11 protein-coding genes are annotated in these 13,628 nt (G+C 71.2%); 5 read left to right on the top strand and 6 right to left on the bottom strand.

Going from position 1 to position 13,628, the window contains the following annotated elements; genetic code table 11:
- Positions 1-90 precede the first annotated feature (90 nt).
- From BCD49_RS07960 to rpmH, 6 genes are all read right to left on the bottom strand, one after another.
- Positions 91-2,082 (bottom strand): hypothetical protein, encoded by a 1,992-nt coding sequence (locus BCD49_RS07960; RefSeq protein ID WP_007511675.1) that lies wholly within the window; start codon positions 2,080-2,082, stop codon positions 91-93.
- Positions 2,083-2,214: 132 nt separating this feature from the next.
- Positions 2,215-2,751 carry a Jag family protein gene (locus BCD49_RS07955; RefSeq protein WP_007511677.1) on the bottom strand — a complete coding sequence of 179 codons (537 nt, stop codon included), beginning with the start codon at positions 2,749-2,751 and terminating at the stop codon, positions 2,215-2,217.
- 97 nt (positions 2,752-2,848) lie between these two features.
- On the bottom strand, positions 2,849-4,159 hold the full coding sequence (gene yidC, locus BCD49_RS07950; RefSeq protein ID WP_071041319.1) for a membrane protein insertase YidC: 1,311 nt from the start codon (positions 4,157-4,159) through the stop codon (positions 2,849-2,851).
- A 4-nt stretch (positions 4,160-4,163) separates the two neighbouring features.
- Positions 4,164-4,535: a membrane protein insertion efficiency factor YidD gene (gene yidD / locus BCD49_RS07945; RefSeq protein WP_007511680.1), complete on the bottom strand. Its 372-nt coding sequence runs from the start codon at positions 4,533-4,535 to the stop codon at positions 4,164-4,166.
- Positions 4,532-5,077 carry a ribonuclease P protein component gene (gene rnpA / locus BCD49_RS46110; RefSeq protein WP_007511682.1) on the bottom strand — a complete coding sequence of 182 codons (546 nt, stop codon included), beginning with the start codon at positions 5,075-5,077 and terminating at the stop codon, positions 4,532-4,534. The genes yidD and rnpA overlap by 4 nt, the downstream gene beginning before the upstream one ends.
- Before the next feature lie 34 nt (positions 5,078-5,111).
- Entirely contained in the window at positions 5,112-5,249 is a 138-nt protein-coding gene (gene rpmH, locus BCD49_RS07935) for a 50S ribosomal protein L34 (protein WP_007511684.1), read from the bottom strand.
- A 508-nt stretch (positions 5,250-5,757) separates the two neighbouring features.
- Between rpmH and dnaA the strand changes: the two genes are divergently transcribed.
- The 5 genes from dnaA (at position 5,758) to gyrB (ending at position 13,526) form a co-directional block, all read left to right on the top strand.
- Positions 5,758-7,302, top strand: coding sequence for a chromosomal replication initiator protein DnaA (gene dnaA / locus BCD49_RS07930; protein WP_007511686.1), 1,545 nt, complete (start codon positions 5,758-5,760; stop codon positions 7,300-7,302).
- Positions 7,303-8,296: 994 nt separating this feature from the next.
- Positions 8,297-9,463: a DNA polymerase III subunit beta gene (gene dnaN, locus BCD49_RS07925; protein WP_007511690.1), complete on the top strand. Its 1,167-nt coding sequence runs from the start codon at positions 8,297-8,299 to the stop codon at positions 9,461-9,463.
- A gap of 9 nt (positions 9,464-9,472) precedes the next feature.
- On the top strand, positions 9,473-10,576 hold the full coding sequence (gene recF / locus BCD49_RS07920) for a DNA replication/repair protein RecF (RefSeq protein WP_071041318.1): 1,104 nt from the start codon (positions 9,473-9,475) through the stop codon (positions 10,574-10,576).
- Positions 10,566-11,249: a DUF721 domain-containing protein gene (locus BCD49_RS07915; protein ID WP_007511694.1), complete on the top strand. Its 684-nt coding sequence runs from the start codon at positions 10,566-10,568 to the stop codon at positions 11,247-11,249. The genes recF and BCD49_RS07915 overlap by 11 nt, the downstream gene beginning before the upstream one ends.
- A 336-nt stretch (positions 11,250-11,585) precedes the next feature.
- On the top strand, positions 11,586-13,526 hold the full coding sequence (gene gyrB / locus BCD49_RS07910; protein WP_007511696.1) for a DNA topoisomerase (ATP-hydrolyzing) subunit B: 1,941 nt from the start codon (positions 11,586-11,588) through the stop codon (positions 13,524-13,526).
- The last annotated feature ends 102 nt before the right edge of the window (positions 13,527-13,628 follow it).

Genomic DNA, 13,628 nt, shown 5'->3' with positions numbered 1-13,628 from the left:
ATTGGTGATCCGGAGGCAACGGCCTCCGGGCCCTCTAGGCAATGCCGGAAGCCTCGGGCCGGCCGGCCAACGACCGACCCAGCCACCGGCCTAGCAGCGAACCAGGACGGTGAGGGTCCCGGTCAGGGCGAAGCCGTGAGCCTCGTCCGGACACCAGCCGGCACGCCGGAGGTCATCCAGGTCCGAGCGAGCGGCCACCGTGTCCGGCTCGAAGACGAAGAGCAGGATGCGCCGCGGACCGGGCAGGCGAGCCGCGACCCCACGGGCCACCTCGCCCTTGCCCGGTTCGGAGAAGAACAGTGTGTCCGCACGGGGAATCCGGGCCGGCTCGTCCGGGGCGTCCCGGGCGGGGAGAGCGGCCGGACGCATCGGAGCATCGTCGCTGGCCTCCATGGCATAGATCCAGCCGGGGCGCATCAGCCGGCCGCCCACCACCACGAGGTCACCCGGCCGGTAGAGCCGGCGTGCCGCGGTCGCGGCGTCGACGGTGAGGTCCAGGCCGCGCAGTCGGTCACGCTGCTCGTAGAGCCGGCCGTCGCGCGCCGCCGAGGACACCTGAGCTCCGACCCCGACGGCACCAAGCGCCACGACGGCCAGGACCGCCGCCACGCGGCGCAGCGGCCTCCGCCGTCCCGTAACCAGGCCTACCTGGGTGGGGACCTGGCTCGCCGGGGAACGGGCGTCATCCGCAGCGGTCGTAACCGAAAGCGATGGAGCGATTACGTCTCGGCCTAGGGTAGGGGTACCGGCTCCGACGATCTTAAAAAGACGTCGAATCAGGTCGGCGGCACCCGTGACGACGACCAGAACGATCAGTGGGACCAGGAACAGATTGGTCCGGGTCGGTCCGAAGGGCCAGAATCGGACCGCGCTCGCCGCGAGCATCGCGAGCTGCGCGCCACCGAGCGCGGCGAGCACCTGCCGGCCGTCGTGCCGCCGGGCAAGCCTCACGACGCCCGCCAGCGCGCACAGGACGACCACCGGGGCGAACAGCCAGACCGACACCCAGGACCCGTCGGTCGGCGGGTGCAGCAGGCTCGGGTCGTAGCGATCGATACCGGGTGGCGTGCCGGTCACGAAGTCACCCAGCTGGCCGCCGATGAACGAGAGCCCGCCGCCGATTCCTCGCCCGGCGAGGAACTGCGCGTCCCAGTAGTGCCCCAGTCGTTGGCTGGACTGATGCCCGACGAAGAACAGCGTGTTCGCCCCGGTGAGCACCAGAGCGGGCGCGGCTTCCAGGGCCCGCCACCCGGCCGCCGCGACGACGCCGGCGGCGCCCTGCCGAGCCCGGGAGGCCCGGCGGGCGCGGACCGCCCCGGCCACCACGTCGGCCGCGGCGAGCGGGGCGATGACGAAGACGGCCGGCACGGAGAACAGGCCTACGAGGCCGGCAACCGTACGCCGGGCCAGTCGCCCGCGGTCCAGGCCACTGTCAGGGCGCTCCGTGCCGCTGTCGGGGATGCTGTCGGGACTGGCGGCAGGGTGAGCATCGCTGGCACGGGTGTTCCCGCGCTCGTCGCCCGTCCAGAGCAGGACCGCGACGACGGCGGCGAGCGTCTCGACGGTGTACGGCTTGAGCTGGGTGCCGAGGTCGAGAAACGAGCTGTTCAGGCAGGTCCACAGCGCGGCGAACGCCGCCGGTACCGGTCCGACGAAACGGGCCGTCAGCAGCACGATCCCGACGCCAAGCAGGGGCAGGGCGACGAACCCGGGGAGGCGCAGGACCCACGTGTGCCAGCCGAGCAGGTCGCCGCCCAGCCGCTCCATGACCACCCAGCCGGCGGCGGAGGGGGTGTTCGCCCGTGCCAGCTCCGACCAGAACGAGCCAAGCGGTTCACTGACGAAATGGCCCCGCCAGATCTCGTCGTACCAGAACGGTCGCCGCAGGTAGGCCCGCAGCACGACGTCCAGCGCGACCAGCGCCAGGCCGACCCCGCCGGCCCACCAGAGGTCGCTTCCGCCGAGGCGGGCGAGGCGGGCCGGCGGGCGACGGCGCGCGCCGCCCGAGGTACGGACGGCGCGCGCGGACTCGCCGGGCTCGGCCCGCGTCCCCGCCGCGTCGGCCAGGGGAGCGGGCGCCATTTCAGTAATCCCCTAACAACGGCCGCCGGGCGCGCGAAGGAAGATCCTTATCGCGCGCCCTTGGCCCTCTGATCCCCAAACAACGGCCAAAGGGCACGCGATAAAAGATCATTATCGCGCGCCCTTGGCCTTCTAGACCGGCATGACGACGACGCAGCGGTTGGGCTCCTCGCCCTCGGACTCGCTGCGCACACCCTCGACGTCCGCGATGACGTCGTGGACGACCTTGCGCTCGAACGGGGTCATCGGCGCGAGCTTCTCCTTCTTGGAACCGCCGGCGACCCGCTTGGCCACATCGGCGGCGAGCTCGCGCAGCTCGGCGCGACGGCGGGCACGATGGCCGCCGACGTCGAGCATCAGCCGGCTGCGCTCGCCGGTCTTCTGCAGCACGGCGAGCCGGGTCAGCTCCTGCAGGGCCTCCAGCGTCTCCCCGCTCGGGCCGATCAGCTTCTCGAGGCCGTCACCGACGACCGCGACGACCGCCCGGCTGCCCTCGACGTCCAGGTCCAGGTCGCCGTCCATGTCGACGATGTCGAGCAGGCCCTCGATGTAGTCGGCGGCGATCTCGCCTTCCTGCTCCAGGGCAGTCAGCCGCTCCTGCGGGCTCGTCGACGCTTCTGCCCCCGACAAGTCCTCGTCGATGGGGGCGGCGAGGTCGGAACTGCTCATCAGCGCAACTCCATGGGTAGGTGGGCCGCCATCGGCGGCGGTCCCTCGTTCAGGGCGCACGAGGTCGGCCGGCCGCCGGGGGAGCCGTCGCGACCGCTCACCGCCGTCCGCCGGGGCGCTTCCCCTTGCCGCCACTCTTGCGCTTCGCGGCCGGGCGCGACCCGCCGACGTGCCGGGTGACGCCGGCCGGGACAGGAGCCGGGGTCGGCGCGGCCGAGCCGCTCGCCGACGGCGAAGCCTCCGAGTCGGTGATGCCCACGTCCTTCGTGCCCGAGTCCTTCGTGCCCGAGTCCTTGGCGACGCTGGGCGGCTGCGTTACCCGGTTCGACGCGCCACCGCGCGGCGACCTGGTGCCAGCCGGCGCGGAGCCGCTCTTGGCGACGGTGGAGCCGTTCGCCGACGTCGTGTTCCGCTTCGTGCCCGCGCCGTTCGCGGTAGCCGGCGGCGTCGCCTTGGTCAGCGAGGTCTGCCGGGTGCCGGCGGCGGTGCCCTTGCCCTTGGTGCGGGCACCCGGAGCGGGCTTGGCGCCCGGAGCCGGCCGCGACGGGGTCGGGCGGTCACCCGCGGCCGCGGCGGCGGTCGCGGGGCGCGCGCCGGGCAGCCGGCCGGAGGCGTCCGGCGTCATCGGCGGCATCCGCCTGATGACGTAGAACTGCTGGCCCATGCTCCACAGGTTGGTGGTGAGCCAGTAGATCAGGACGGCGATCGGGAACCGGAAACCGAAGATGGCCAGCATGACCGGCGAGCCGTAGAGCAGGACCTTCTGGACCATCGCCTGCTGCGGGTCGGTCGGCCCGGTGCGGGACATGATCTGGCGCTGGGTGAAGAACGTCGTCGCGCCCATCAGCACGATGAGCACGACAGCGACGATCTTGACGTGCGTGCCGTTCGCGTGCAGGAAGTCCAGCAGGCTCGACTTCGACGTGAACGRGGTCGCCAGCGAGATGCCGAACACCTTGGCCGAGGCGATCTGCTCGACCTGGTCGGCGCTCAGGCCCACGCRAGGCCGCCAGATGAGTGAGCCGCCCGGGCCCTCGTTCATCGGCGACAGGTGCGTGAAGACGTGGAACAGCGCCAGGAACAGCGGGATCTGCAAGAAGATCGGCAGGCAGCCGAGCAGCGGGTTACCGTGCTCCTTCTGCAGGTCCATCATCTTCTGCTGCATGACCTGCTTGTCGTGCCCGTACTTCTCCCGGATCTCCTTGATCCGGGGCTGCATCAGCTGCATCGTCCGCTGCGACTTCACCTGCCGGACGAACAGCGGGAAGATCAGGATGCGGACGCAGACGACCAGGAGGACGACAGAGAAGGCCCAGGCGAAGAAGCTGTCCTGGCCGAAGATCGGACCGAAGCCCTTGTGGAAGAAGACAATCGCGTTCGCCGCGAGATGGTAAAGCGGATCCAGCACCGGTCTAACTCCTCCAGGCCCCTCGGGCGGACTGTACAGGTACTGGGTCGTACCCACCGCGGGATAGCGGCTGGCAGCGCAGCAGGCGCCAGCAGGCAAGCAGGCCGCCTCTTACCCCACCATGCATACGAACGGCGGACAGCGCGTAGGCGCTGCACGACGGCTCAAATCGGCAGGCGCCGGCCGACCGGGGCGACCAGACGAGCTGGTAGCCGCGGATCAGGGCGGCGAGCAGCCACGCCAGCGGGCCGCGGACGGCGCCGGAACGGTCACGGGCGACCGCCGGCAGCCACCGGCCGAACGTCGCGGACGCGAGCGTGAGATCGACGAGCGCGAGCGCTCCGAGGGCGCACAGCGCCCAGACGGGGCGGCTCATCGTCGGCTCCGGCGCGGCTCGTCCGAGCTCACCGGCCGGCTCACGGCCTCGTCGTCCGGGACGCCGAAGGTCGCGTCCGGCTTGGCCACGGCGGCGCGGCCTTCGGCTGGGTTGCCTGACCGGCCCATGACCGGGCGCGGCTTCGCCGTCGTCCCGGGCGTCGTCGCGCGAGCCCGGGCCGGGCGGTCCCGGCCGGACCGCGTCCGACCGGACCGCATCGCCGCCAGCCCGCGGTCGAGCGCGTCGGCCAGTTCGGCCGAGCTGGCCTCAGCCGACGCGGGCAGCGCGCGGACGACCAGCAGGGTGCCTGGCGGCACCGAGGCGAGCCGCGAACGGGTCTGTTCCCGCAGGCGCCGACGGACCCGGTTACGGGTCACCGCCGTACCGACCTTGCGGCTCACCACGAAGCCGGCCCTGGCCGGGCCGGAGTCACGGGTGCTGAGAGCGTGAACGATCAGCGGCGAACAGCTGAACCGGCGCCCTTCCCGCCCAATCCGGGCATGCTCGTCCCGGGAGTTGACACGGGCACGGACGGGAAGCATCGGAGCCGGTAACCGAGCGCCGGCGATGTCCGCCTCAGGCGGACAGTTCGCGGCGGCCCTTGCGGCGACGGTCGGAGATGATGGCGCGGCCGGCACGGGTACGCATCCGGAGCCGGAACCCGTGGGTGCGGGCCCGCCGACGGTTGTTCGGCTGGAAGGTGCGCTTGCTCACGTGACGACTCCGGGTAACTGGCGGTCAGGGACGCGACAGGCAGACGCTGTCCGTTCTCAGGCTACGCCAGTGCGGCTCCCGGTTCGACGCACGCATCGAGAAGAGCGCACCGCACACCCGAAGGACGCTCCCGAGGGACTCCTCGAAAGATCCGGTGGGCACGAGCCGCCCCGTTAGAGACGACACCCGCTGGCGACGCTCCAGCTTACACAGCCGCGGCCGGGCTCCCCGGCGCCGGACGGGGATAGATGCCGAACGCGCCGAACGGCGCCAACGTCTCGCTTAGTTAATCGGCGGGGAAGGGGCTACCGTGCCGGCGGCACGCCGGATGCGGTGTCATGTCCGTACACAGGTTGTGGACGACGATGTGGAGAACCCGGTGCGCCGCGCCGTGGTCCCGTCCGAGTCTCACCTGAGTCCACCCGCCGTGCGTCGGCCGAGGGGACGCGACCCCGTCGCGCTCCGAACGCCGCGTCCGCCGACCTGGCCAACCCGCCGAGGAGCACCCGTGAACGACCGCGAACCGCCCTCTGCCACGGGTTCCCAGCGCCAGCTACCCCTGGGGGACGACCCTGACCTGCATGCTGTCTGGCGGCAGGCGGTGGCCGGGGTGGCGGACGGGACGCTGTCCGCGCAGCAGCGGGCCTGGCTGCGGCTGACCAGGCCGCTTGGCCTGGTGCAGGACACCGCGCTGCTCGCGGCCCCGAACGAGTTCACCAAGGACCTGCTCGACTCCCGGCTGCGCCCGTTCCTGGCCACCGCGCTGACCGCCGCGTACGGCCGGGAGATCCGGGTGGCCGTCACCGTCGAACATCAGACGGATCCCGAGCCGATGACCGGCCCGATGGTGCTGCCGTCGGCGCCGGTGGCGGTCACCCGCGAGCGCGAGGACCCGGCCCACGACGGGGCCGGCCGCGGGGGCGGGGCGCCGGAGCAGTTCCTCGACCCGTCGGCGCCGCCGATCCAGCGGGTGGCCACCGGGCTCGGCCGCGACCCGGAGCCGCGGCCGTCCGAGCCGGCCCGGCTCAACCCCCGGTACGTCTTCGAGACGTTCGTCATCGGCGACAGCAACCGGTTCCCGCACGCGGCCGCCGTGGCGGTCGCGGAGGCGCCGGCGAAGGCCTACAACCCGCTGTTCATCTACGGGGACTCGGGACTGGGCAAGACCCACCTGCTGCACGCGATCGGCCACTACACGCTGAAGCTCTACCCGGACTCCCAGGTGAAGTACGTCAGCACCGAGGAGTTCACCAACGACTTCATCAACTCGATCCGGGACGACCGGCAGCAGGCCTTCCAACGGCGCTACCGGGACACCGACGTGCTGCTGGTCGACGACATCCAGTTCCTGGAGAACAAGGAGCGGACGCAGGAGGAGTTCTTCCACACCTTCAACGTCCTGCATGACACCGAGAAGCAGCTGGTCATCTCCTCGGACCGCTCTCCCAAGCAGCTCTCCGCGCTCGAGGACCGGCTGCGCAGCAGGTTCGAGTGGGGGCTGATCACCGACGTCACGCCGCCGGACCTGGAGACCAGGATCGCGATCCTGTCGAAGAAGGCGGCCACCGAGCGGCTGCCGGTCCCGCCGGACGTCCTCGAGTACATCGCCACCCACATCCAGCGCAACATCCGCGAGCTCGAGGGCGCGCTCATCCGGGTCGCCGCGTTCGCCAGCCTGAACAAGTCCCATGTCGACCGCACGCTGGCCGAGATCGTGCTGCGCGACCTCATCCCGGACGCGACCAGCAGCGAGATCACCGCGACCTCGATCATGAACGCGACTGCGGCGTACTTCGGGGTCTCGATGGAGGACCTGTGCGGCACGTCCCGCAGCCGCGTGCTGGTGACCGCCCGCCAGATCGCGATGTACCTCTGCCGGGAGCTGACGGACCTGTCGCTGCCGAAGATCGGCCAGCAGTTCGGTGGCCGCGACCACACCACCGTCATGCACGCCGACCGCAAGATCCGCGGCCTGATGGCGGAACGCCGCGCCATCTACAACCAGGTCACCGAGCTGACCAACCGCATCCGCGCCGAGACCCGGCACCTCTAACCCCGGCCAGTGGCCAGTGGCCACTGGTTCCGCCGCTCCACGTCCCGCCGACGGGCCATAGATACCCCCAGGCTGTGGATATCGCTGGGTATGAACAGGCGTTGGCGTGAGCTTGCGCGCTCCGTGGACTCTCGTCGCCGCGTTCGCGGGCGATGGACGTTTCTTCCTGATTCTGAATGACTAGTCATCTRCTTCCGAGTGACTAGTCTGCCCAGGTCAGCTGGGCGCCGTACCCATTGCATYGGCCGGAGATCCGGCGAACGAAGCACTTCTTTCGCAACTGGCCCAGTCCGTCAGGAACAAACCACCGGGGCGCCCACAGCGGCCGCGAGACCACTTGGGTGGTATTCACCCACAGCTTGTGGACAAGCCTGTGGATGAACTGGGGGCGGGCTGCGGACAACCCTGCGGACGGGCTGTGGAGAACTGGGGACAGCCTGGGGACGACGTGGGGGCAACCGGTGGATGAACGGTGCATGGCGCCTGGGGACGGAACGGCCCTGTGGACGACGACCCGGCTCACCCACAGCTCCACCCACACGCTCTCCACCGTGCTCCTGGGCCCCTGACCTGCGCGAACGCTGGTTATCCCCAGTTTCCACAGGCCCTACTACTACGGCGATCCATTAAATTTTCCAAGAGATCAAAAGCCTGAAGTACTGGGCCCTGGGGACAACGCGCCGAGCGCCTGGTCTGGTCGGACGCCTCGCGCCCGGCCGCCGTGGTCTCCTGCGTGATCTCCTGGCCGATGCCTTCGACCGGGCTACCCGGCCGGGGTTCGCGTGGTGGCCGACAGGTCCACTCCCCGCCGAGGGGACGTGGACGTGACCGCTCCAGGCCACGCCAGAGAACCTTCGGCGCGCCGCCGCCCCGCGCCGACCTGCCCCGGTCGCTCTGCGTGGTCGCTCGCTTGCGCGGATGACTGGACCGCTCGCAGGGCTGTCGGAGGGCTCTGAGATGCTGGTTCGGTTCGTCGCCGCCAGAGGAGGCAGGCATGAGGTTCCGGGTTGAACGGGACGAGTTCACCGAGGCGGTTGCCTGGACCGCGCGCAGCCTGCCGAGTCGCACGGCTACCGCGGCCCAGCAGCAGGTGCTGACCGGGCTGCTCCTTGACGCGAGCGGGCCGGGCCTGGTGGTTGCCGCGTTCGACTACGAGGTGGCCGCCCAGGCGAAGCTGGAGGCGACGATCTCCGAGGAGGGGCGCGCGCTCGCGCCGGGCAAGATGCTCGCGGAGATCACCAAGCAGCTGCCCGCCGCGCCGGTCGAGGTGTGGACGGAGGGCAACGGCCTGGTGATCGCCTGCGGGAACGCGCGGTTCACCCTGCGGACCATGCCCGTCGAGGAGTACCCGGCACTGCCGCCGCTGCCGCCCATCACCGGCTACATCGAGGGTGGCGCGTTCGGCGCCGCGGTCTCCCAGGTGGCGGTCGCCGCCGGCAGGGACGACACCCTGCCGGTGCTCACCGGTGTTCGGCTCGAGATCGAGGGCGATGTCCTGACGCTCGCCGCCACCGACCGCTACCGGCTCGCGGTGCGCACTCTCAAGTGGCGTCCGGAAAGCCCCGACGCGGCTGGTGTCGCGCTCATTCCGGCGCGCACGCTGCTCGACACGGCCCGGTCGCTGTCCGGGGGCTCGGTCGAGGTCGCGATCGCGCTCGGCACCGGCCCTTCCGGCGAGGCGCTGGCCGGTTTCGCCGGTAACGGCCGGCAGACCACCACCCGGCTGGTGGACGGCCAGTTCCCGCCGTACCGCAAGCTGCTGCCCGACTCGTGCCCGCTGATCGCGGCGGCGGAGAAGGCTCCGTTGCTGGAGGCGGTCAAGCGGGTCGCCCTGGTGGCGCCCAAGACGGCGCCGGTGAAACTCGCGTTCACCGAGGACCATCTGGAGCTGGAGGCCGGCAGCAACGGCGGTGAGGCGCAGGCGTCCGAGACGTTGCCGTCGACCTACTCCGGCCCGGACCTGGCGGTCGCGTTCAACCCGGCCTACCTGCAGGACGCGCTGAACGCGATCGACTCCGACCAGGTCGAGTTCGGCTTCGCCAGCGCCGATGACGCCGAGGTCGCGGCGAAGAAGCCGGCGATCCTCACCGGCAAGGGCGCCGGCGAGGGCGAGGCTCCCGACTACCGCTATCTGCTCATGCCGATCCAGCTGAACGGCTGAACGGGTGACGTGCACGTCACGCATCTGCAGCTGGTCGACTTCCGGTCCTACTCGTCGCTTGAGCTGACCCTCCCGCCCGGAGTGGTCACGTTCGTGGGATCCAACGGCCAGGGCAAGACGAACCTGCTCGAGGCCGTCGGCTACCTGGCGACGCTCGGCAGCCACCGGGTGTCTGGCGACGTGCCGCTGATCCGGGAGGGCGCCGAGCGCGCCGTGATTCGTTCTCGGGTCGTGCGCGCGGAGAGGGCGGCGCTGGCCGAGATCGAGATCGTCAGCGGCCGGGCGAACCGGGTCCGGCTGAACCGCCGCCAGCTCCCTCGCCCTCGCGACCTGCTCGGCCTGCTGTCGGTCGTGCTGTTCGCGCCGGAGGACCTGGCGATGGTCAAGGGCGACCCGGCTGAGCGACGCCGCTTTCTCGACGAGCTGCTGGTGGCGCGCGCTCCCCGGCTGTCCGGGGTGATCGCCGACTACGAGCGGGTGCTGCGCCAGCGGACCACGCTGCTGCGGGCCAGGGGCGACCTGCGCACGCTGGACTCCTGGGACGAGGCGCTGGTTCGGCACGGCGCCGAGCTGCTCGCCGCCCGGCTCGCGCTCGTCGACGACCTGCGCCCCCAGATCGCCACGGCCTACGCGGCGGTGGCGGGAACCGAGACGTCGACGGCCGTCGGGGTCGACTACCGGTGCTCGGTGCCGTTGCCCGAGGGCGCCGACCGGGAGGCGATCGCGGGCGCGATGCTCGCCGAGCTGGCCGCCCTGCGGCCGCGGGAGGTCGAGCGCGGCGTGACGCTGGCCGGCCCGCACCGCGACGAGCTGGTCCTGTCGGTGGGCGGCCGGCCGGCCCGCGGCTACGCGAGCCACGGCGAGTCGTGGTCGCTCGCCCTCGCGCTGCGGCTGGCCGCCTTCGAACTGCTGGGCGCCGACGACCGCGGCCCCGTGCTGCTGCTCGACGACGTGTTCGCCGAGCTCGACACGCACCGCCGCCGCCGGCTCGCCGAGCTGGTCGCGTCGGCCGAGCAGGTGCTGATCACCGCGGYGGTCGGCGCGGACGTGCCGGAGGAGCTGGGGGGGCCACGGTTCACCGTGCGGACGGGGGAGGTCAGCCTTGCCGACTGAGCCAGGCGAACAGACGGACGGCCGGGCGGCGGTCGGCCGGCCCGGGCCGGCCGACCATCCTGGGCCGGCGGAACCGGCCGGGGCGGCCACGCCCAAGGGGGCCGACCTCGCCCGTCAGGTGCTTGCCGCCGCGAAAGCGGATGCCAGGGCCCGCGCACGCTCGGGGGGCCGAGCCGGCCGCAACCCCGACGGGAACGCCGACTCCCCGAACTCCTCGCGGCCCGACTCCCGTCCTGAGGGAACGGATGGCGACGACGACCGGGAGCCACCGCGCCGGCCGAGGCTGCCGGGAATCGCCGCGCCGGGGCGGGAGTGGCGCGAGCCCACCTCCCTCGGCACCGCCGTCGAGCGGATGCTCGCGGCGCGCGGCTGGCGCGCGAAGGCGGCCGACTCGACGGTGCTGGCGCGCTGGGATGCCATCGTCGGCCCGGACATCAGCGCGCACGCCACCCCGGTCTCGCTGCGCGACGGAGTGCTGGAGCTCGCCGCGGAGTCGACCGCCTGGGCCACCCAGCTGCGTTTCCTGGCCGGCCGGATCCTCGGCGAGCTGCGCCGGGAGCTGGGCCCCGACGTCGTCACCCGGATCAACGTGCGCGGGCCGTCGGCGCCCTCGTGGCGGCACGGGCCTGCTCAGATGCCCGGCGGCCGAGGGCCTCGCGATACCTACGGATAGCGGCCAGGCCAGCCGTCCGGGGGCTTCGCCCGCGTCGGCCTCGTCGATCCTCGCGCGCTGTGACGGGGCATTCGGGGAACGTGCCCGTTGGGCGAGCACCAGCCCGTAGCTGGCCCTCGCGAGCGGGAATCGGCGTGGATCGGCGCCACAGCGCGTCGGGCGCCCCGTGCGTAGGGGGGTTCGGTCAGGCCTCTGTCGGGTCGCTACGCGGACGTCAGGCGCCACCCTGCGTCTGTTGTGGCGGGTTGCCAGGTAGACTGATGAGGACTTCGGCCCATAACGAAGGGGCCCCACGAAGGGGCCTGGCGATGTGGCCTTGACGAGGGGACCCGGTGCGTGGCGTACGACGCTAGTTCGATCAAGGTTCTCGAGGGTCTCGACGCGGTCCGCAAGCGGCCAGGCATGTACATCGGCTCCACCGGGGAGCGTGGCCTTCACCACCTCGTCTACGAGGTCGTGGACAACTCCGTCGACGAGGCGCTCGCCGGGTACTGCGACACCATCAAGGTGACGCTGCTCGCGGACGGTGGCGTGCGCGTCGTCGACAACGGCCGCGGCATCCCGGTCGGCATGCACCCCACCGAGAAAAGGCCCACCGTCGAGGTCGTGCTCACGAAGCTGCACGCCGGCGGCAAGTTCGATGGCGAGTCCTACGCCGTCTCGGGCGGCCTGCACGGCGTCGGCATCAGCGTCGTCAACGCGCTGTCGACCAGGCTCGATGTCGAGATCAAGGTCGACGGCTTCGTCTGGGCCCAGACGTACACCGCGCAGCGTCCCGGGCGGCTGGAGAAGGGTGCGCCGCTGAAGAGGAGCGAGCGCACCGGCACCACGGTCACCTTCTGGGCCGACTCGGAGATCTTCGAGACCCTCGAGTACAAGTACGAGACCCTCTACCGGCGCCTGCAGGAGATGGCCTTCCTGAACAAGGGCATCTCGATCTCGCTGCGCGACGAGCGCGGCGAGGAGCCCGTCGAGGTCACGTTCATGTACGAGCACGGCCTCGCCGACTTCGTCACCCACCTGAACGCGACGAAGGAGCCGATCCACAAGACGATCATCGCGCTCGAGGCCAAGGGCAAGGGCATCGAGGCCGAGCTCGCGATGCAGTGGAACGGCGGTTACAACGAGTCGGTCTACACGTTCGCGAACACGATCAACACGCACGAGGGCGGCACGCACGAGGAGGGGTTCCGGGCGGCGCTGACCAGCGCGGTGAACATCTACGCCAAGGACCAGAACCTGCTCAAGCCCGTCAAGGCCGGCGCGAAGAACGCCGACGAGCGGCTCTCCGGCGACGACATCCGCGAGGGCCTGACCGCGATCATCTCCGTCAAGCTCGCCGAGCCGCAGTTCGAGGGCCAGACGAAGACGAAGCTCGGCAACACCGAGGCGAAGAAGTTCGTCCAGGAGATGGCGTACTCGGCGCTGCGGGACTGGTTCGACGCCAACCGGGTCGAGGCGCGGGCCATCGTCTCCAAGGCTCTCGACGCACAGCGCGCCCGGATCGCCGCCCGCGCCGCCCGTGACCTGACCCGGCGCAAGGGCCTGCTCGGTGGCACCGGCCTGCCCGGCAAACTGGCCGACTGCCAGTACACCGACCCGGAGCGCTGCGAGGTCTACATCGTCGAGGGCGACTCGGCCGGCGGCTCGGCCAAGGGCGGGCGTGACTCCAAGTACCAGGCGATCCTGCCGCTGCGCGGCAAGATCCTCAACGTGGAGAAGGCCCGTATCGATCGGGTGCTCAAGAACGCCGAGGTCCAGGCGCTGATCCAGGCGCTCGGCACCGGCATCCACGACGACTTCGACATCGCCAAGCTGCGCTATCACAAGATCGTGCTGATGGCCGACGCCGACGTCGACGGCCAGCACATCCGGACGCTGCTGCTCACGCTGCTGTTCCGGTTCATGCGCCCGCTGGTCGAGGCGGGCCACGTCTTCCTCGCGCAGCCTCCGCTCTACAAGATCAAATGGGGGCGGGAGGACTGGGAGTACGCGTACTCCGACCGGGAGCGCGACGGGCTCGTCGAGCGTGGCGTCGAGTCGGGGCGCAAGCTGCCCAAGGACGCGATCCAGCGGTTCAAGGGCCTCGGCGAGATGAACGCGACCGAGCTGTGGGACACCACCATGGACCCGGACAAGCGGATCCTCCTGCAGGTCACGCTCGACGACGCGGCCGTGGCCGACGAGCTGTTCAGCGTCCTGATGGGTGAGGACGTCGACGCCCGCCGCAGCTTCATCCAGCGCAACGCCAAGGACGTCCGCTTCCTCGATATCTGATCGGGACGAACCCTGTTCGCCGCCCGAGGCGGGCAGCCCTGGTCGCTGGCCTTTGGCCAGCTTCCCGGGCAGCCCGCGATGTCCGCCCAGGGGGGCGACCCC

The sequence above is a fragment of the Pseudofrankia sp. EUN1h genome (assembly GCF_001854645.1).
GTDB classification, from domain to species: Bacteria; Actinomycetota; Actinomycetes; order Frankiales; family Frankiaceae; genus Pseudofrankia; species Pseudofrankia saprophytica.
This window is presented reverse-complemented; position numbering and strand designations above follow the sequence as displayed.

What these genes read in the sequence shown, in the direction of transcription:
- rnpA (WP_007511682.1), bottom strand. Translation starts at nt 5,077, where the DNA reads ATGCTTCCCGTCCGTGCCCGTGTCAACTCCCGGGACGAGCATGCCCGG.
- BCD49_RS07960 (WP_007511675.1), bottom strand. Translation starts at nt 2,082, where the DNA reads ATGGCGCCCGCTCCCCTGGCCGACGCGGCGGGGACGCGGGCCGAGCCC.
- yidD (WP_007511680.1), bottom strand. Translation starts at nt 4,535, where the DNA reads ATGAGCCGCCCCGTCTGGGCGCTGTGCGCCCTCGGAGCGCTCGCGCTC.
- dnaN (WP_007511690.1), top strand. Translation starts at nt 8,297, where the DNA reads ATGAGGTTCCGGGTTGAACGGGACGAGTTCACCGAGGCGGTTGCCTGG.
- BCD49_RS07955 (WP_007511677.1), bottom strand. Translation starts at nt 2,751, where the DNA reads ATGAGCAGTTCCGACCTCGCCGCCCCCATCGACGAGGACTTGTCGGGG.